Annotated in this window: 15 protein-coding genes; 6 read left to right on the top strand and 9 right to left on the bottom strand. The window is 69.7% G+C overall.

The features are described 5' to 3' along the window. The first annotated feature begins 65 nt into the window (after positions 1 to 65). The gene (locus ACXJKM_RS11340; RefSeq protein WP_457352397.1) at positions 66 to 488 is read left to right on the top strand and encodes a CopG family transcriptional regulator; all 423 of its coding nucleotides are present in this window, start codon (positions 66 to 68) and stop codon (positions 486 to 488) included. Between the two features lie 29 nt (positions 489 to 517). After that, positions 518 to 1,561, top strand: coding sequence for an extracellular catalytic domain type 1 short-chain-length polyhydroxyalkanoate depolymerase (locus ACXJKM_RS11335; RefSeq protein ID WP_056204819.1), 1,044 nt, complete (start codon positions 518 to 520; stop codon positions 1,559 to 1,561). 9 nt (positions 1,562 to 1,570) lie between these two features. Here the strand turns inward: ACXJKM_RS11335 and ACXJKM_RS11330 are convergent, their stop codons facing one another. Together ACXJKM_RS11330 and ACXJKM_RS11325 are read right to left on the bottom strand one after the other, a co-directional pair. After that, the gene (locus tag ACXJKM_RS11330; RefSeq protein ID WP_457352395.1) at positions 1,571 to 2,797 is read right to left on the bottom strand and encodes an MFS transporter; all 1,227 of its coding nucleotides are present in this window, start codon (positions 2,795 to 2,797) and stop codon (positions 1,571 to 1,573) included. A gap of 14 nt (positions 2,798 to 2,811) precedes the next feature. Further along, positions 2,812 to 3,189: a YciI family protein gene (locus tag ACXJKM_RS11325; protein WP_056204814.1), complete on the bottom strand. Its 378-nt coding sequence runs from the start codon at positions 3,187 to 3,189 to the stop codon at positions 2,812 to 2,814. A 177-nt stretch (positions 3,190 to 3,366) separates the two neighbouring features. On the opposite strand from ACXJKM_RS11325, the gene ACXJKM_RS11320 reads away from it, so the two are divergent. From ACXJKM_RS11320 to ACXJKM_RS11310, 3 genes are all read left to right on the top strand, one after another. Further along, entirely contained in the window at positions 3,367 to 4,383 is a 1,017-nt protein-coding gene (locus ACXJKM_RS11320; protein ID WP_457352393.1) for a LacI family DNA-binding transcriptional regulator, read from the top strand. 104 nt (positions 4,384 to 4,487) lie between these two features. Then, positions 4,488 to 4,805, top strand: coding sequence for a plasmid stabilization protein (locus tag ACXJKM_RS11315; protein WP_457352391.1), 318 nt, complete (start codon positions 4,488 to 4,490; stop codon positions 4,803 to 4,805). A gap of 75 nt (positions 4,806 to 4,880) precedes the next feature. Continuing rightward, positions 4,881 to 5,696: a CPBP family intramembrane glutamic endopeptidase gene (locus ACXJKM_RS11310; protein WP_457352389.1), complete on the top strand. Its 816-nt coding sequence runs from the start codon at positions 4,881 to 4,883 to the stop codon at positions 5,694 to 5,696. Here ACXJKM_RS11310 and ACXJKM_RS11305 read toward each other — a convergent pair. From ACXJKM_RS11305 to ACXJKM_RS11275, 7 genes are all read right to left on the bottom strand, one after another. Further along, positions 5,684 to 7,642, bottom strand: coding sequence for a sialate O-acetylesterase (locus ACXJKM_RS11305; protein ID WP_457352388.1), 1,959 nt, complete (start codon positions 7,640 to 7,642; stop codon positions 5,684 to 5,686). The genes ACXJKM_RS11310 and ACXJKM_RS11305 overlap by 13 nt on opposite strands. 15 nt (positions 7,643 to 7,657) lie before the next feature. Further along, positions 7,658 to 9,514 (bottom strand): hypothetical protein, encoded by a 1,857-nt coding sequence (locus ACXJKM_RS11300; RefSeq protein WP_457352386.1) that lies wholly within the window; start codon positions 9,512 to 9,514, stop codon positions 7,658 to 7,660. Between the two features lie 94 nt (positions 9,515 to 9,608). Beyond that, on the bottom strand, positions 9,609 to 11,072 hold the full coding sequence (gene xylB, locus ACXJKM_RS11295; protein ID WP_457352384.1) for a xylulokinase: 1,464 nt from the start codon (positions 11,070 to 11,072) through the stop codon (positions 9,609 to 9,611). A 138-nt stretch (positions 11,073 to 11,210) separates the two neighbouring features. Beyond that, a complete protein-coding gene (gene xylA / locus ACXJKM_RS11290; RefSeq protein WP_457352382.1) occupies positions 11,211 to 12,527 on the bottom strand; it encodes a xylose isomerase in 1,317 nt (438 codons plus the stop codon). A gap of 43 nt (positions 12,528 to 12,570) precedes the next feature. Next, positions 12,571 to 14,124: an MFS transporter gene (locus ACXJKM_RS11285; protein ID WP_457352380.1), complete on the bottom strand. Its 1,554-nt coding sequence runs from the start codon at positions 14,122 to 14,124 to the stop codon at positions 12,571 to 12,573. 35 nt (positions 14,125 to 14,159) lie between these two features. Next, positions 14,160 to 15,815, bottom strand: coding sequence for a glycoside hydrolase family 43 protein (locus ACXJKM_RS11280; RefSeq protein WP_056204792.1), 1,656 nt, complete (start codon positions 15,813 to 15,815; stop codon positions 14,160 to 14,162). Positions 15,816 to 15,833: 18 nt separating this feature from the next. Beyond that, positions 15,834 to 17,030 (bottom strand): ROK family protein, encoded by a 1,197-nt coding sequence (locus ACXJKM_RS11275; RefSeq protein ID WP_457352378.1) that lies wholly within the window; start codon positions 17,028 to 17,030, stop codon positions 15,834 to 15,836. A gap of 374 nt (positions 17,031 to 17,404) precedes the next feature. Here ACXJKM_RS11275 and ACXJKM_RS11270 point away from each other — a divergent pair, with 374 nt between their 5' ends. Continuing rightward, positions 17,405 to 19,531, top strand: coding sequence for an alpha-glucuronidase family glycosyl hydrolase (locus ACXJKM_RS11270; protein ID WP_457352376.1), 2,127 nt, complete (start codon positions 17,405 to 17,407; stop codon positions 19,529 to 19,531). Positions 19,532 to 19,534 lie beyond the last annotated feature (3 nt).

The following is a 19,534-nucleotide window of genomic DNA, read 5'->3' as shown; positions in this document are numbered from 1 at the left end:
GGCGCTTTGAAACGCTTACAAAATAAGGCTAGTGGAATCCAAGTGGATGGTTGCATGATGGCGCCATGCCTGCCACACCTTTGCTCTCGCCCAAGGCGGCCAAGCCTGTCGACGAAAAGCTCACCCTCAACATCGGCTGCGTCGACCTGGGCCAGATCGACCTGCTGGTGCAGGAGGGTTTCTATGCCAACCGCAGCGACCTGATCCGCACGGCCATTCGCAACCAGATCGCGACGCACGCAGATGTGGTGCGCCAGGTGGTCTCGCGCAAGAGCATCGTGCTGGGCATCCAGCAGTTCAGTGCCGCAGACCTGGCGGAGGTCCAGGCGGCGGGGCAGAAGCTGCAGATCCGCGTGCTGGGCCTCGCCGTCATCGCGCCCGATGTCACGCCGGAACTGGCGCTCGCCACCATCGAGTCGCTGACCGTGCTTGGCGCCCTCCACGCCAGTCCCGCCGTCAAAACGGCCCTGGTCGGGCGGCTGCTTTGAGCCGGGCCGCTCGACTCTTGAAAGTCCCCATGCATCCGCAATTCGGTCAATTGATGAAGAACGCCACCGCGCTCACGCGTGCCGGCGACCTGCAGGCCGCGATGGCGGCCATCACCGAGGCGCTGGAACGCAGCGCAGCGCCGGTTCGCCCCTCCCCACCGTTGGATGACGCCGTCATTGACGTCGAAGCGCGTGTCATTGAAGAAGGGATGCCGGCGGCCGCTCCTGAAGTCAGCGCGAACTCGCAGTTCGTCAGCGGCCACTACACCCATCGCGCTGGTGTACGCGACTACCGCCTGTTCATCCCGCCGGCCCAGGCTGACAAGCCGCGCGCGCTGGTCCTCATGCTGCATGGCTGTACGCAGAATCCCGACGACTTCGCCAAGGGCACGCGCATGAACGCGCTCGGTGCCGAATACAACGCGCTGGTGCTTTACCCGGCACAGGCGCGCCAGGCCAATGCGCAGGGCTGCTGGAACTGGTTCAAGCACAACCACCAGGGCCGCAACCGCGGCGAACCCGCCTTGTTGACCGCGATGGTTCAGCACATCGCTGCCAGCCATGGCGTCGACGCCAAACACATCTTTGTGGCCGGCCTGTCCGCCGGCGGCGCGATGGCGGCGATCCTGGCCGACACGCACCCAGACGTCTTCGCCGCGGCAGGCGTGCACTCCGGGCTCGCTGCCGGTGCGGCGCGCGACCTGCCGGGCGCACTGGCCGCGATGCAGGGCCGGAGCAGCCCCACGCCGTCGGGCAAGGCCAAATCCGGCGTGCGCATGATCGTCTTCCACGGCGATGCCGATGCCACGGTCCATCCGAGCAATGCCGACCAGGTGGCGGCCACCCACGGCTGCACCGCCGTCAGCGTGGATGAACAGCAAGGTCTCCAGCGCGGCGGGCGTTTTTGCAGGCGGCGGCTGCACAAGGACGCGCAAGGCCAGGTCGTGACCGAGCAATGGCTGGTGCGGGGTGCCGGCCACGCCTGGTCGGGCGGCGATCCGTCGGGCTCCTACGCGGACGCTCGCGGGCCCGATGCCAGCGCGGAAATGATGCGTTTCTTCTTCGAGCGCTGAACGCAGCGCTCAGGCCGCCGCAGCAGCCATCGGCCGCCGTGGCAGGCGCATGAACATCAGCGCCGACAGGAAGGCGCCCATGCCCAGTGCGAATGCGCCGATGAAGAGCCAGGCGTAGCTCGAGAACGAGTCGTAGATCAGCCCGCCCAGCACCGGCCCCAGCGCCATGCCGATGCTGCTGGCCATGGTGGTGCCGCCGATCACCGTGCCCATCATGCGCAGCGGGAAGTTCTCGCGTGCGATGACGGCGAACAGCGGCATCACGCCGGCGTAGGTGAAGCCGAACAGGGCGGCTACCGTGTAGAAGCTCTTCAGCTCGCGCGCATACAGATAGCCCAGCACGACCACCGCCTGAGCCAGCAGGGCCAGCACCAGCGTGCGCGCGGCGCCGAAGCGGTCGCCGAGCAGCCCGAACACGAGACGGCCGCCCATGCCCGCCAGCCCCTCCAGGCTGTAGATCGACACCGCGGCCATCAGCGGGATGCCGCAGGTCACCGCATAGCTCACCGTGTGGAAGATCGGGCCCGAGTGCGTGGCGCAAGTCAGGAAGCTGGTGAGCACCAGGATCAGGAAGGGTGCCGAGCGCACCGCTTGGCCGACCGACATGCCGGGTTCCTGCGCCTGGCCCGGTGTAGTGGCGGCCGCCGTCAGCGCCGGTGGCCGGCGCACGAGCATCGCTGCCGGCAGCATGATGACGGCCACCAGCGCCGCGACGATCTGCAGCGTGCTGCGCCAGTCGTGGCCCTGCACCAGCCAGGCCACCAGCGGCGACATGGTCAGCGGTGCCATGCCCATGCCTGCCGAGACCAGGGACACGGCCAGGCTGCGCCGCGTATCGAACCAGCCGGTGACGCAGGCCATCAGCGGCGCAAAGATCGCCGCCGCGCTGACGCCGACGATGGCACCGAAGCAGAGCTGGAAAGCCACGAGCGAGGTGGCGAGGCTGGCCAGCACGAGGCCCGCGGTGAGGAGCAGGGCACCCGTCACCACCACGAGGCGCGGGCCGACGCGATCGGACAGGGCACCCCAGAACATGCTGCCGACGGCCAGCGCCACGAAGGCGACCGTCATGGCGGTGGAGATGCCCGTGGTGGACCAGCCCGTGTCCAGGGCGATGGGCCGCAGCAGCACCGGCAGGGAAAACAGCGCGCCGATCGCCACGCAGCCGAGCAGGCCGCCCGCGGCGACGACGATCCAGCGGTAGTGCTCGCGCAGGGACGTTGACCAGGAGGGCATGGCCGGTCCTTTCTTCAGGAAATTGAATGGGTGCAGCCCTCTCCGGGGCCGTCGATCTGGCGCAGTTCGCACGCGAGGTCCCAGCCGGTGCCATGCAGACGCAGGAAGCGCTGGGTCAGCTCGAATGCCTCGGCACGGGAGGGCGCCTCGAAGATGGCGTAGCCGGCGATGACCTCCTTGGTCTCGGTGAAGGGGCCGTCCACCACCGAGAGCTGGCCGTCGCGGTGCAGGCGCACGCGCACGCCTTCCGAGGAGGGCCGCAGCCCGGCGGTGCTGACCAGCTGCCCCGAGCGGGTCAGCTCGTCGATCAGCTGGCCCATGTCGGCCATCAACTGCTCGGTGGGGCCTTGGCCGGTAGTTTCGTCGGCGCGGATCATCGAAAGGAATCGCATGGTCGGGTCTCCAGAGGCAGGGTGCGGCAGAAGAATTCCGCCGTCTCACCCCACGACGAACGACGACCCGTGAAATCGACAAGCGATCTGGCCCGACCTCTGCGCTTGCTCAATTGCAGATGTTGATGCACGATTGCACACCAGTTGACAACGCTGTCATTTCTGTCTGATGGTTCGATGAAAAGTCACTCTCCCTCTTCCCATGCCGCCACCCTGCGCATGGTGGCCGACGCCTCCGGCGTGTCGACGACGACGGCCTCGCGCGTGATCAACAACGCGCCGCATGTGCGCCCCGAAAAGCGCGACGCCGTGCTCGCGGCCATCGCGCGGCTGGGCTTCGTGCCCAACACGATCGCGCGGGCGCTGGCCGATGGGCGCTCCCGCACCATCGGCATCGTCGTGCAGCACTTCGAGAGCCCCTGCTATGCCTGGACGCTGCGCGGCGTCGAGGAGGCGTTGTCCAAGGCCGGCTATGGCCTCGTCGTCGCCAGCGGGCATTGGGACCGGCGCGAGGAGGAGCGCTGCGTGCAGTCGCTGAAGGCGCGCCGCGTGGACGGCATCATCGTGCTGACCGGCACGCTGGACGACCGCTTCCTGACCGAGCTGGCCCAAGAGCTGCCGGTCGTGGCCACGGGCCGGGAACTGCGGGCACCGGGCCTGCACAGCCTGCACTCCAACGACTTCGAGGGCGCCCGGGCGGCCACGCGGCATCTGCTGCAGCGCGGCCACCGGCGCATCGCCCACATCACCGGCGACCCGACCCACCCGGACGCGCTGGAGCGCGAGCAGGGCTACCGGGCGGCGCTGGAGGAGGCCGGCATTGCGCTGGACCGGGCGCTGGTGCAGCGGGGCAACTACCAGGAAGCCAGCGGCGAGCGCGCCGCGGAAGACCTGCTGCGCCGCGGCATCGAGTTCTCGGCCCTCTTCGCCGCCAACGACCAGATGGCCACCGGCGCCGCCCAGGCGCTGTACCGGCACGGCCTGCGCATTCCCGAGGACGTGTCCGTCGTCGGCTTCGATGATGTGCTGGCCGCGGCCCACGCCTGCCCGCCGCGCACGACAGTCAACCTGTCGCCGGCCGAGCTGGGCCGCCGCGCGGTCGCGGCCATGCTGGACCTGCTGGCGCATCGCCGGCCCAGGGCCGTCGCGCCCGAACCCGAGTTGGTGGTGAGGTTGTCAACGCGCTTTGTCTGAAGCCATGACGCCTGCATGGCCAGCGGATGTAATTGGCACAGCGTCCTACAACACTGCGAACCTCAGCGTCGCATGGTGGGAGCTTTCCACTCCCGGAGACCGCCATGCCCCGAGGTGACAAATCGTCGTACACCGACAAGCAGAAACGCCAGGCCGAGCACATCGAAAGCGGCTATGAACACCGCGGCGTGCCCAAGGAAGAAGCCGAGGCCCGCGCCTGGGCGACGGTGAACAAGGAGACCGGCGGCGGCAGGAAGTCGGGCTCCGGCCGCGGCCAGCCCGAGAACCACGAGCCCTCGCGCAAGGGTGGCCGCCTGGGTGGCAAGGCCGCGGCCAGCCGCACGGCGGCTGAGCGCTCGGCGTCGGCCAAGAAGGGCGCCGAAACCCGCAAGCGCAACGCCGCGGCACGCACGCATCATTGAGGCCGTCATCGACGGCGGTGCCGAGCAGGCGGTCAAATGGACCGCTGGGTACCGCGCGCTCCTCGACAGGCTTCAATGACCACCCTCCCATTCCCGACCGGAAGTCCCGCGCCGATGGCGCGTTCAACGTCGATTCGTCGGGCGCTGCTGTTCCTGTTGATCTGTGCGCCGATCTGGGCGGTGCCGAATCTCCTCGGTGTCGGGCATCCGATCGTGCTGGTCGCGGCCGTCGTCGCGCTGAGCCATCTTTTCCTGCGGTACGAGGGGCGCTCCCTTGCGGTGCTCGGCCTCGATGCGTCATGGCGCCGGCTGGGGCAGCTCGTCGCCGGGTTCGTGGCCGGGGCGCTGCTCATCGTGATGATCGCGCTCGTGACGCGGCTCGTGCTGCCCATCCCCTGGGCATGGAACCCGCACTTCAGCGCGGGCATGGCGGCGTGGTCGCTGCTCTGGCTGCTGTGCGGCAACGCCGTCGAGGAGCTCGTGTTCCGCGGCTACAGCTTCGAGCGGCTCATCGCCGGATGGGGCCACTGGCAGGCGCAGCTCTTCACCGCGCTGCTGTTCGCGGTGTTCCACGTCGTCAACGGCTGGCCCTGGCAGGTGGCGCTGCTGGGCACCACGGTGGGCTCGCTGTTGTTCGGGCTGGTGTTCGTGCGCTGGCGCAGCGTTCCCGCGGCGGCGGGCGTGCACGCCGCGGTGAACTGGACGCGGGACCTGCTGCTGACTGATCCGCCGACCGTGAAGACGCTGCTGGCACCGCTCTCGCCACGGCCATGGACGGCGGGCGAGCAGCTGAGCACGATGCTGCTGATGGACGGTGCCTTCCTGCTCGTGTGCATCGCGCTTGCGATCTCGATCAGGCGCCGACGGCTCTCCGCTGCTCAGTCGGGGTAGCGCCGGCCTTGCGTCTCCAGCGCCCAGCTGTCGCTGCGCCAAGGCGCCATCGGCAGCCCGTCGCCGCCGATCAGATTGGCCTCGCTGGGGTTGTCGACCCAGGCGTAGCGCGCCGCCACCGGTGCGGCCACGGCCGGGCTGCTCAACACGATGACGTCGGCGCCCTCCAGCCGCGCCTGGGCCGGTTGCCAGCGCTGGTCGGCGCCCGCCAGCAGGAAGCCGCGCAAGGCTTCGCCGGCCCGGGCCGTGCGCAGGCCGCCGGCGGTCTGCGCAAAACGCAGCCGCAGCTCGTTGCCGTGCACCTCGGTGCCGGCCAGGCGTGGCCCCGTGGCGGGTGACTGGCGCAAGCCCAGCTCATGCATGGCCAGGGCGGCCAGGCGTTGGCCGACGCTGCGCTTGTTGCGGGGATGGATGTCGGCCGCGTCGCCGATGTCGATGGCGACCGCCATGCCGGTGTGCGGCAGGGCCAAAGCGGCGGCCTGGGCCTCGCGCAGTTCCGCCCAGCCGCCATGGCCGGGCCGGTTGTCTGCCAGCGGCAGGAAGGCGGCCAGCTGCACGTAGAGGAAGGGCAGCTCGGGGGCCTGGAACTGGGCGCGCCAGTCCTGGATCAACCGCTTGAAGCCGTCGGCGTAGGCGGCTGCGCGGCCGGTGTTGCTCTCGCCCTGGTACCAGAGCACGCCGCGCACGCTCAGGCCCTGCAGCGGTGCGATCAGGCCGTTGTGGGCCAGCGTGGGTGCGTCGTTGGCCGTGGGCCCGGTGTTGGCGCTGGCCTGCTCGACACGCGCCCGCCAGGCGCCGGCCAGCGGCAGGCTGCCGGCCGCCGTGTCCAGCCGCAAGGCCGCCGCGTCGCCGTGGAAGCCTCCGCCGCCGCCGGTGTCGGTGATGCGCACGGCGATCCAGTTGGCGCCGGCCCGCAACAGGCCCGGCGCCAGCTCGTAGCGGCGCGGCTGGTCGTAGCCGCACTGGCCGCCAACGCGCTGGCCGTTGACCCAGACCTCGTCGCAGTCGTCGACCTTGGCGAGGTGCAGCTGCGCGGCGCCGGCCGCCTGCGTGGCGCTGAGCTCGATGCGCCGGCGCATCCAGACGATGCCGTCCAGGTCGGGCAGGCCTTGCGATTCCCAGACCTGCGGCGCCTGCAGCGTCGGCCAGGCGGTGTCGATGTCGGCGGCGGCCGACCATCCGCTGGCATCCACGCCCTGCCAGGGCAGGCCCGGCTGCCAGGCCGCGACCGCGGCCTCGATGCGCTCACGGCGCGCGCGGGCGAAGGCTTTCTCGTCGGCCGGCAGGGCCTTGACTGCCGGCGCCAGGTCCGGGTCGCGCAGGGCCGCTTCGCGGCGCACCCAGGTCTCGAGATGGGAGCCGCCCCAGGCGGTGTTGATGAGGCCGATGGGCACGCCCTGCACGGCCTGCATCTGGCGCGCAAAGTGGTAGCCGACGGCGCTGAACTCGCCCACGGCGCCGGGCTGGGCCACCTGCCAGGCGGCGGGCGCGATGTCGGCTTGCGGCTGCAGGCTGGCGCGCAACGGCACGCGCAACTGGCGCAGCTGCGGATTCTGCGGCGACGCGACCTCCTGCGGCCCGGTGTCGGTGGTCGCCAGCGGCCACTCCATGTTGGACTGGCCGGACAGCAGCCAGACATCGCCGATCAGCACGTCGCGCAGCTCCACCGTCTGGTCGCCCTGCACGCGCAGGCGGTGCGGGCCGCCGGCGGGCAGGGGAGGCAGCTGCACACGCCAACGGCCGTCGGCGGCGACTTGCGTGCGGGCCTGGTGCCCGGCCAACTCGACGGTCAGCGTCTGGCCGGGCGTGGCCTGGCCCCACAGGCGCAGCGGGCGCTCGCGCTGCAGCACCATGTGCTCGCCGAACACGGGGGCCAGGCGCACCTCGGCCTGAGCGGTGGCGGCCAGTACGGCCAGCAGGGCAGGCAGCAGGACAGTCTTCTTCATCGGGGTGTCTCGTTCTTATGGGGTGACCAGGGTGGTGAGGCTTTTGGCCGGCAGCGTCAGGCTCAGGCGCCCGGCCGTGGCGGACAAGGCCGCCTGCCGCTCGAAACGGGCGGTGGCGGTCGTGACATAGGGCGTCCAGCTGCTGTCCGCGCGGCCGGCCAGGGCCAGGTCCAGGGTTTGCGGCTGGCTGCCGTCGTTGATCAGCACCAGTACGGCGCGCGGGCTGGCGGCGCCGGCCGGCGAGGCGTAGGCCGACAGCCTCACGCCCGGCAGCGGCTGGGCGGTGGCCTCGACGCGCTGCAGCCCGGGGCGGACGAAGTAGGCGTAGTGCTTGAGCCCCAGGCCAAAGTGGTTGGGCCGGTTGGCGGCGTCGATGAGGCCGGTGGGCTGGGCGTCGTTGGCGTTCACCAGCCACCAGTGCACGTAGGCGTTGTACTGGCCGAGGGTGAAGCCCTCGTGCACCTCGCGCGCGATGGCCAGGGCGTCGTCGATGCCGGTGGCCCAGGCCGTGGCCGTGCCGGACTTGTTGACCGAATCCAGGAAGTGCTCGGTCATCCACACCGGCCGGCCCTGTGCGCCCTCGGCCGCCTGCGGCACGCCGCCGTAGAGATGGCCGCCGAGGACGCCGATGCGCGCGGCCACGGCGGGGTCGGCCAGCAGGGCCTCGGTGGTGGCGGGGGAAAAGTTCAGCGACTCGGGCGCCATCAGCAGCGTCTTCGTGCCGGCCACGGCCGCCGCGCCGTGGTTGGCGATCCAGGCCTTGAGCTCGTCGGCATTCCACAGGCAGGACTCGTAGTCGGCCGGGTCCCAGTCGGGTTCGTTCTGCGGCGACACCGCGTAGAGGTTCACGCCGCGGCTCGTGGCGTAGCGCAGGTAAGCGTTCAGGTACTCGGCATAGGCGGCGTAGGCGGCCGGGTCCAGCCGCCCGCTCCACAGTGGGTCGCGCCGCTCGGGATTGGCGAGCTTCATCGAGGCGGGCGGCGTCCAGGCCGAGGCGAACACCAAAGCCCCGCGCGCCTGTGCGGCGACGGCATTGCCCATCTCGGCGCTCCAGGCGCCGGTGTCGGCGGTCCGGGCGGTGGCGTCCCAGGCCGCGGGGGCGATGCGCAGGCGCAGGATGCTCAGGCCGAGGGCGTCATCGCCCTGGGTGCCGAACAGCACGTCCGCGCGGGCGGTGGCCATGGGCGTGTAGTACCAGGCCGCCGAGCCGCCGAAGCCCTGGATGGTCTGGCGTGGCGCGCCGAAATCCACGCTGGCCATGGCTGCCGCGGGCTTGACGCTCAGCAGGGTCTGCACCCAGCCCGGCTCATAGTGGGCGCTGTCCTGCGGCAGGAAACGGGCGCGCAGCACGGCGCTGCCGGGCGTGGCGCTGGCCTGGCTCAGCGGCCGGCCGTCCAGCAGGCTGAATGAGGCCGGGTCGGCCGTGCCTTGCACGCCGTAGAGGGCGCGGGGTGCGCTGCCCAGGGCCGCGGCCGTCACGGCGGCGCCCTGCACGACGACGGCCCCGGGTGCATCCCAGCGCAGCGCCGGTCGGGCCTTGTCGACCCGCAGCGGGCGGCTGAGCGTGACGCTGCGGTAGCGGGTCGCGTCCTGGGGCGTGAAGACCAGGCTCAGCGTCTGGCTGCCCACCTCGGGCTGGCTGCCGGTGGCCGGCGTGTAGGCATAGCTGCCCGCCACGCTGGCCTTGGCGTTGAGCTGGGCGGCGCTGAGCGTGGTGCCCCAGGTGATGGCGGCCGGTGCGGGCCAGCTCAGCTCGGGCGTCAGCAGGGCCGGCGTGCTGGCCGGGGGCTGTTCGGCGGCACCGCCTCCACCGCCGCCGCATCCGGCGAGCAAGGCGAGGAGCAGGGCGGCGAAGGCGGTGGTGGGGCGCATGCGCAGGACTTGGTGCTGATGAGAGCAGATCAGTTGTCTGAGCGCTTCAGTGTCGGCGATGCATGGCGCGAAGCCGCCCGCCTGGCAGTGACGCTCAGCTGAACTCGGCCCGCAGCGCGCCATACAGGCGCTGGAAGCGCTCAAAACGCGGGTGCAGTTCGGCGGCCAGCGCGGCATCGGGCTCGGCCACGCGGGCGATCTCGGGCGTGCGGCAGACCTCGTCGACGCTGCCGCCACAGGCCAGCCAAGCCAGGCGCGCCGCGCCGAGCGCGCCGCCGGCTTCGGCACCCACGCCATTGACGAGGCGGATGTTCAGCAGCGAGGCGAGCAACTTCGCCCACCACTCGCTGCGCGCGCCGCCGCCCACCAGCCACAGCGACTCGGCCGTGCCACCGCCGGCCTGCAAGGCCTGCCAGCCGTCCAGCAGGCCAAAGCCCACGCCTTCGAGCACCGCGTAGCCGAGGGCCGCGGCATCGTGCTCATGCGCGAGGCCGAAGAACACGCCCTGCGCATTCGCGTTGTTGTGCGGTGTGCGCTCGCCGCTCAGATAAGGCAGGAAGAGGGGCGCGCGTTCACGCTGGGCCGGTGTGAGCTGGGCGACCTTGGCGATCAGTTCGGCCTCGCTCGATTCCTTGAGCAGCAGCGTCACCCAGCGCAGCGCACTCGCCGCGCTGAGCATGACGCTCATCTGGTGCCAGGTGTTCGGCAGCGCGTGGCAGAAGGCGTGTACGGCACGCGCCGGGTTGGGGCTGAAGGACTCGTTGCACAGGAAGATGACGCCCGAAGTGCCCAGCGAAAGGAAACCCTGGCCTGGCTTGACGACGCCCATGCCGACGGCGCTGGCCGCGTTGTCGCCACCACCGCCCGCAATCGGGATGCCGGCGCGCAGGCCCCAGCGTTCGGCCAACTCGTGCTTCAAGCCAGCGCTCGGGTCGCTGCCTTCCACCAGCCGCGGCATGTGGCTCTCGTTCAGCCCCGTCAGCGCCAGCGCCTCGGGCGACCAGCGGCGGCGAGCGACGTCCAGCCACAGCGTGCCGGCGGCGTCACTCATCTCGCTCACAAAGGAGCCGCTCAAGCAAAGGCGCAACCAGTCCTTGGGCAGCAGCACCTTGGCCACGCGGGCGAACAGCTCGGGTTCGTGCTGGCGCATCCAGGCGAGCTTCGGCGCCGTGAAGCCCGGCATCGCCAGGTTGCCGGTGATGGCCGGCAGCTCGGGGCAGGCGGCCATCATCTCGGCGCATTGCGCGGCGCTGCGGCCGTCGTTCCACAGGATGGCCGGCCGCAGCACGCGGTCGGCGTCGTCCAGCGTGACGGCCCCATGCATCTGTCCCGACAGGCCGATGCCGCGCACCCTTGCGAGGGCGGATGCGTGGCTCTGGCCGAGTTGCGCCATGCCTTGATCGAGCGCGGCCCACCAGGCAGCGGGGTCCTGCTCGCTCCACAGCGGCTGCGGACGCTGCACGGTCAGCGCGACGCCGGTGGTCGCGACGATGTGGTGCTGCTCGTCCAGCAGCAGCAGTTTCAGCTCGGAGGTGCCGAGGTCGATGCCGAGAAACATGGGTCAGGGGTCCGATTCAATGAACACGGCCACAGAGACACAGAGGCACAGAGAAAAGCCTCTGAATTGCTCTGTGTCTCTGTGTCTCAGTGCCTCTGTGGCTTTGTTATTGGGCCGCTTTCATCAGCCAAAAATCCGTCAGACGAAGTTGTTGACGACGTTTTCCAGTCGTTCCTGGCGGCCGGAACGAGCGACCGGCGAGATGCCTTGCGCGTGAACTACGGCAGCGAGCTCGTCAAGGCTGGCGCCCGCCTGGATCTTCTGGCCCAGCTCGCCGTTCCAGCCCGCATAGCGATCGCCAACGGCCTTCTCCAGCTGACCGCTCTCGTACAGCGCCGCCGCGCTCAGGAAGGCGCGGGCCATGGTGTCCATGCCGCCGATATGGCCCTCGAGCTGGTCGGTCGGGTCGATGGACTGGCGGCGCACCTTGGCGTCGAAGTTGGTGCCGCCGGTCGTGAAGCCGCCCGCGCGGATGATCTCCAGCATGGCCGGCACCAGGGCCGCGTGGTTGTTGGGGAACTGGTCGGTGTCCCAGCCCAGCTGCTCGTCGCCGCGGTTGGCGTCGATGGAGCCGAAGATGCCCAGGGCACAGGCGGTCGCGACCTCATGCTCGAAGCTGTGGCCGGCCAGCGTGGCGTGGTTCACCTCCAGATTGACCTTGACCTCGTTCTCCAGGCCATAGGTCTTCAGGAAGCCGTAGACCGTGGCACTGTCGTAGTCGTACTGGTGCTTGGTGGGCTCCTGCGGCTTGGGCTCGATGAGGATGGCGCCCTTGAAGCCGATCTTGTGCTTGTGCTCGACGACAGCGCTGAGGAAGCGGCCGTACTGGGCCAGCTCGCGCTTGAGGTCGGTGTTCAGCAGGGTCTCGTAGCCTTCACGGCCGCCCCACAGCACATAGTTCTGACCGCCCAGGCGATTCGTCCACTCGAGCACGTGCTTCACTTGCGCTGCGGCGTAAGCGAAGACCTCGGGGTCGGGGTTGGTGGCCGCGCCGCTCATGAAGCGCGGGTTGGAAAACAGGTTGGCCGTGCCCCAGAGCAGGCCGATCTTCTGGTCCTGCATCTTCTTGGCGGCGGCTTCGAGCAGGCCGTCGAGGATGCGGTTGGACTCAGCCAGCGTCGCGCCTTCGGGGGCCACGTCGCGGTCATGGAAGCACCAGTAGGGCAGGCCGAGCTTGCCGAAGAGGTCGAAGGCGGCATCCAGCTTGATCTTGGCGGCCGCGACGGCGTCAGCCTCGGCGAACCAGTTGCGCTGGTGGGCGGTGGCTCCCAGGCCGAAGATGTCCTCGCCCTTCCAGCAGAAGTTGTGCCAGTAGCAGACGGCCGGTCGCAGGTGCTCGGCCAGCGTCTTGCCCATCACGACGCGCTTGGCGTCATACCAGTGGTAGGCCAGCGGGTTGGTGGACTGGGGGCCTTCGTAGGGGACGGTGGGGAGGTCGGAATAGGCGGTGCTCATGGCGGGTCCTTACTGCGGGATCAGGGAAGGGTGGTGAAAGAGGTCAGGCGGTGGCCGGTACGGCATTGGCCGGGCCGTCGTCATCAGGGCCGGCGCCGGCCTTCTGGCGGCGCTGGGCCAGCTCGTCGGCCATCGTCAGCGTGGTCTGCTTGGTCAGCTTGTTGGCGAGCATGCAGACTGTGCAGGCCGCAAACAGCAGGCCGACAAAGATGCTGGACATGAAGCGGTAGCCCTCAATGGCATTGGGCGCCGCAGCTTGCTGGGTGTCGTAGCCGAAGAAGCCGGCCAGGATCCACAGCAGGGCCGCCGAACCGATGGCCAGGCCTGCCTTCAGCGAGAAGCCGATGGTGGCGAAGACCATGCCGGTGAAGCGCCGGCCGGTCTGCCACTCTGAGTAGTCCGCCGCGTCGGCATACATGGCCCACATGACGGCGCAGGTCGGCGCATAGACGACGGAGCCCAGGAAGGCCAGGCCCACCATGCCCCAGGTAGCGGTGGGCGGCAGCAGGTAGAGGGCGGAGGCAGTCAGCGTCGACAGCGCGAAGCAGGTGATGGCGACCGTGCGTTTGCCGAAGCGCGCGGACAGGCCCACCGACAGCATGATGACGACGATGGTGGTGCCTGTGCCCACCATGTTGACGATGCTGTTGAACACGTCGGCCGTGTTGGACTGGGCCAGGCCGTCGCGCGTGCCGTGCACGATGTAGCCCAGGCTGTCGGCCAGGCTGCCAGTGCCTGCCGCGTCGGGCGTCGTCAGGCCCAGGGCTGCAACGAAGTCGAACATGGCGGCCTTGTCGGCGTAGTGGTGGTAGTAGTTGTAGTGGGCGCCGCCGCGCAGCGCCAGCAGCGCAAAGTGGAAGAGCGTGTAGGCCACCAGCGCGATCCACGGGCCGTTCTTCAGCAGGTCGCTGAAATCCTGCCTGGGCGAGGACTTGGCCTGCGCGATGGGCTTGATGCGCTCCTTGGTCGTGAAGAAGGTGACCATGAAGAGCAGCAGGCAGGCCGCGGCCCAGATCGTCATCGTGACCTGCCAGCCGTGGGCGCGGTCGGCGCCTTGCGCGAACTTGGCCACCAGCGGCAGCGTGAAGCCGCCGACGACGAATTGCGCGACGTTGACCGACACGAAGCGGTAGGAGTTGAGCTTGGTGCGCTCGTTGAGGTCCGCCGTCATGACGCCGCCCAGGGCCGAGTAGGGCATGTTGTTCATCGAGTACAGCGTCATCAGCAGCGTGTTGGTGATGCCGGCGTAGGCCACCACCATGCCGGTGCTCCAGCCCCAGGCCGGGTCGGGTGACGTGTAGGCCAGCACCATGACGACGGCCCAGGGCACCGAGGTCCACAGCACCCAGGGGCGGAACTTGCCCCAGCGGGTCTCGGTGCGGTCGGCCAGCACGCCCATGACGGGGTCGAAGATGGCATCCCACAGCCGCGGCCACAGCAGGATGGCGGCCGCCGTGCTCGCACTCAACCCGAACACGTCGGTGTAGAAGTTGAGCTGGAACAGGATCATGGACATGAAGACCAGGTTTGCAGCCGCGTCGCCGCAGCTGTAACCGGCCTTCTCCATGAAGGACAAGGGCTGGTGGGTGGTGGCCATGGGGTGTCTCGTGTCGTTTTAAGAGAGGCGCGGTCTCAGGGCCGTGCTTCGTAAGAAAGGTAGTCGAAGTCCGCGGCAAGGCGCTGGCCCGACAGGTCCTGGCAGGCAATGCCGATGAAGTTGCCGGTGAAGCCGAAGCTGCGCGCGTAGCCATCGACGAAGCGCGTCACGGCTTCGTCGCTGAGCATGGCGGTGTCCAGCGCCGGGCCGACGTCCTGCCAGGCACCGCCCGCTTGATTGGCTTGAGCGAACTGGAACTGGTAGCGGTCATGGCGGAACTCGACGGCCAGGTCGACCGGGCCCTCCGCCAGCACGACCGGCGTGGCCGGCTCGCTCAGCGCCGAGTCGCGGTTGACGGTCAGGCGCAGCACGCGCCGGCCGGAATCGACATCGCGGCTGACGTGCAGATAGGCGTGGTTGCCAGTGTTGTAGTAGGCCACCAGGCCGGCCATCTGCTGGAATAGCTCGGGTGCAAATTCCAGGCGCGTCTCGATGCGGCAGTTGAAATGCTGCTGGCGGCGCGCGACCAGGCTCTGGTCGAACAGGCTCATCAGCGATTCGCGGCCCTTCAGACGCAGCCAGCCGGGGCGCTCGGTCAGCGAGATCCAGCTTTCGTCAAAGGGCACGCGCAGCGAGTTCAGGTGGTGGTTGAGCGTGACGCCGTCGAAATCGTCGCGCGCCGGCTCGGCCGGGAAGACATGCTCGGGAAGGCCCGGCCCGGCCACCTGCAAGTGCGGCGCATTGCCGCCGCCTTCGATCTCCGGCCAGTCGTCATCGCGCCAGTGGATGCGCTGGATGCCGGTCTCGCGGCCCAGCGGGCAGTGCAGGCCGACGTACTCGCCGTTCTGCCTGTCCGCGTTGGGGCCACTCCATTCCAGCGGGCGACCACAGAGGTGGGCGAGGTACCAATCGCCATGGGCCGTCTGCACGAGGCTGGCGTGGCCGCTGCGCTGCAGGCCGTCGGTGCGCTGCTGCCAGGCCGTCAGCAGCGGGTTGCCAGGCAGCGTCTCGTAGGGGCCGTCGATGTTGCGTGAGCGGGCCAGCGTGACGGCATGCTCGTAGAAGGTGCCGCCCTCGGCCGTCAGCAGGTAGTACCAGCCGTTGCGGCGGTAGAGGTGGGGCCCTTCGACCACGCCCAGCGGCGTGCCGGCATAGATGTTCTTCACCGGGCCGATCAGGCGCCTGGCTTCGTGGTCGTACTCCTGCAGCAGGATGCCGTTGAAGTGGTGCTTGCCGGGCTGGTGGATCCATTGCTGGTTCAGCAGCCACTGGCGGCCATCGTCGTCATGGAAGAGGCTGGGGTCGAAGCCGGAGCTGTTCAGGTAGATGGGCTCGCTCCACGGGCCGTCGATGCTGGGCGCGGTGATCAGGTAGTTGTGGGTGTCCTTGAATGCGCCGAAGGTGGAGCGCACGTCGGTGTAGATGAGCCAGAACTGGCCACCCGAGTAACTCAGGCAGGGCGCCCAGACGCCGGCCGAGTCGGGGTGGCCGAGCAGGTCGAGCTGGCTCTTGCGCGTGACGGCGTAGCTGTGGTGGCGCCAGTTTTGTAGGTCGCGCGAATGGTGGATGCGCACCCCGGGCCACCACTCGAAGGTGGAGGTGGCGATGTAGTAGTCGTCACCGCCATCACTTGGAACGCGGCAGATCGAGGGGTCGGCGTGAAAGCCCGGCAGGATGGGGTTGGTGATCATGTGTCGGTGCAGAGAGAGTCAGGCGGCCGCAGCCAGGCGGCTGGCGGCGATCAGGGGGCGGGTGAGACGGTAGCGGGCCAGGGCCGCGGCACCGACGGCGACGGCATCGACGCCGAAGCGCGACAGGGTGACCAGGGGCGGCGCCACGCCGGCGGCGCTGGCATAGGCTTCCAGCGTGCGGAAGGCGTGCTCGAGAAAGGGGGCGCCGATCTCGACGGCGGGGCCGCCGAGCACGATGCGACCGGGGTCGTAGGCGGCGCAGAGATTACCCAGCAGCATGCCCAGATAGCTGCCGGCGCGGGCGACGGCTTCGATGCTGTCGGGCTGCCTGGCGCTCAGCCGGCGCTGGATCCCGGCCAGGCCACCGCCTTCTTCGCCGGCGGGCAGCATGGTCCGAAAGCCGATCATGGCTTCGGCGCAGCCGCGGCGGCCGCAGCTGCAGCGCGGGCCGTCGATCTCCAGCGTCGTGTGGCCGACCTCCCCAGCCAGGCCGTGAGCGCCGGTCAGCAGCCGGTCCTCGACGATGATGCCGGCGCCCACGCCCAGGCCCAGGCTCAGGTAGATCAGCGGGTCGCGGCCGTCGGCGCCGAACTCCAGCTCGCCCAGGGCCGCAGCATCGGCGTCGTTCTGCACGAACAGCGGCACGCCTTGCAGCGGCGTGTTGCGCAGATGCTCGACCAGCAGCCGGCCGACGGGCAGGTCGCGCCAGCCGAGGTTGTGGGCGAAATGCAGATGGCCGCGTTGCTCGTCCACGCCGCCGGGCAGCCCGATGCCGATGCCGATGACCCGCTGAGCCGGCGTGTCCAGGCGCGCGTACACCTGCGTCAGCAGCCGGGCGGCGCGCATCAGCGCGAGAGGAGCGTCCCGTCCGGCGTCCAGCGGCGCGCGCGCACGGGCCAGCACGTCGCCGGTCAGCGAGGTGGCGACGACCTGCACGCCCTCCACGCCCAGCTCGGCGCCCAGCAGCACCAGCCGTCCGGGGTCGACGAAGAGGGGCGTCGGCCGGCGGCCCAGCTCGCCGGTCGCGACGACCTCGCGCTCCAGCAGCCAGCCCTCGTGGATCAGCTCCTTCACCAGCCCGCTGACGGTGGATTTGGTCAGCTGTAGCGACTCGGCCAGCGCCGCACGCGACTGCCCGGGCCACGCGCTCAGCTGCCGCACGACGGCCATGCGGTTGAGGTCTTTGAGCAGGTGCTGATCGGCGGTGAACTGCATGCGGGCCCTAGATGGTTTACAGCCCGTCGGCCGCGAAGGGCCGCTGCAGGGTGGGGACGTAGTTGACGGTGGGCGCTACAAAAGGCCGCGCGCGCATAGCCCAGCGCTGCCGGCCCGGCGGCGTGGCGACAGCCCCGACCATCACGCGGCTTTCGGCGCATCTCCCCGAAGCGCGAGGGCGTCGGGGCAGGTGGCGGGAGCCGGTAGGGCGGGATGAGAATTCAATGCGGTCTCCGTCTTGAGCGGCGTCCTTCCGACACCGCTTGCTATGGACTCAAATGTAGCGCTACCATTTTGCATTGCGCAAGCGAGAAATCTCTAACATTCCCGCGATTCCGGGGTTGCGACCCCGGTCGGCCCATACAGGAGACCTGATGAAGACATGGGCCCGAGGCCTGGCCGGCTTGCTGCTGGCGGCCGCGCTGCAACCCGCATGGAGTGCGGTGGAGGATGGCTTCGAACTGTGGCAGCGCTACCGCGCATTGCCAGCCGTGACTCAAAGCGAGGTGCTGACGCGGGCCCGCAGCATCCTCCCTGCCGAGCCGATGTCACCAACGCTGCAGGCCGCCGTTGCGGAATTGAAGCGCGGCGTGGCGGGCCTGACGGGGCGGGAGCCGGCCGTGTCGGCCCAGCTGGCGGACGGTGCTCTGCTGCTGGTCACGCCGGCCAGCGCGCCGGCCGGGCTGAACTTGCCCTGGGCCGAGCTGGGCCGCGAGGGCTATCTGCTGCGCAGCCTGAAGCTCCAAGGCCGGGCCGTGACCTTGATCGCGGCCAACGCCGACATCGGCCTGCTCTACGGCAGCTTTGCCTGGCTACGCGCGGCGCAGACGGGCGCCGACCTGGGCAAGCTGGACCTGCGTTCCGCGCCCAAGCTCGGCTTGCGCCTGCTCAACCACTGGGACAACCTGGACCGCACGGTCGAGCGCGGCTATGCGGGCGCGTCGATCTGGGACTGGTGGAAGCTGCCCGACATCCGCGATGCGCGCTACGTCGACTACGCCCGCGCGAATGCGTCGCTGGGCATCAACGGCACGGTGCTGAACAACGTCAATGCCAAGGCCGATTCCTTGACCGCGCCCTTCCTCGCCAAGGCGGCGGCGCTGGCCGATGTGTTCAGGCCGTATGGCATCCGCGTCTACCTGTCGGCACGCTTCTCGGCGCCCGTCGAACTGGGCGGGCTGAAGACTGCAGACCCGCTGGACCCGGCCGTGCGCGCCTGGTGGCAGGCCAAGGCCGACGAGATCTACCGGCGCATCCCTGACTTCGGTGGTTTTCTCGTCAAGGCCAATTCCGAGGGTCAGCCGGGTCCGCAGGACTATGGCCGCCACCATGCCGACGGCGCCAACATGCTGGCCGAGGCATTGGCGCCGCACGGCGGCATCGTCATGTGGCGGGCTTTCGTCTACGCGCCGGACGCGGGTGACCGCGCGAAGCAGGGCTATGCGGAGTTTCAGCCGCTGGACGGCCGCTTTGCGCCCAACGTCATCGTGCAGGTCAAGAACGGCGCCATCGACTTCCAGCCGCGCGAACCCTTCCATCCGCTGTTCGGCGCCATGCCGAAGACGCCGCTGGCGCTGGAGCTACAGATCACCAAGGAATACCTCGGCTTCTCCACCCACCTCGTCTACCTCGGGCCCCTGTTCGAAGAGGTTCTGCGCGCCGATACCCGCGCGAAGCCACAAGGAGCGACCGTGGCCCGCCAGATCACGGCGATGGCCGGCGTGGCCAATATCGGCAGCGACCGCAACTGGTGCGGCTCGCATTTCGATTGCGCCAATTGGTACGCGTTTGGCCGCCTGGCCTGGGACCAGGATCTCGCCTCAGCCGACATCGCCCGCGAATGGGTGCAGCAGACCTTCACGAGGACACCGCGTGCGGTGGACACCCTCGTCTCAATGATGCTGGCCTCGCGTGAAGCTGTCGTCGACTACATGACGCCCCTCGGCCTGCACCACCTGATGGGCACGGGCCACCACCATGGCCCGGCGCCCTGGGTCGACAACCTGGAGCGGGCCGATTGGAACCCGGTCTACTTCCACCGCGCCGGCCGCGACGGCATCGGTTTCGACCGCTCGCCGCGCGGCAGCAACGCGACGGCCCAGTACGCGCCCGGCTGGGCCGCCCGCCTGGCACGGCCGGAGACGACGCCCGAGGAGTGGCTGCTCTGGTTCCACCACCTGCCCTGGGATTACCGGCTGGCGTCTGGCCGCACGCTGTGGGCCGAATTGGTAGCGCGCTACGACCGTGGCGTCGCGAGCGTCGTCGACATGCGCGCGCGCTGGGCCACGCTGCAAGCCGACATCGACCCCGCCCGCCATGTCGACGTCACCGCCTACCTGGCAGTGCAGGAGACCGAGGCTCGCTGGTGGCGGGATGCCTGCCTCGCCTATTTCCAGTCCGCCTCGGGGTTGCCGCTGCCGCCCGGCGTGCGGCCCCCCGAGCGCTCGCTGGACGACTACAAAGCGCTGCGCTTCAACTTCGCGCCGGGGCGCGGCGGCTGAGAG

Source organism: Roseateles sp. P5_D6, assembly GCF_054049415.1.
Note: the sequence above shows the minus strand (reverse complement) of the source record. Positions and strands in the feature narration are given on the sequence as shown.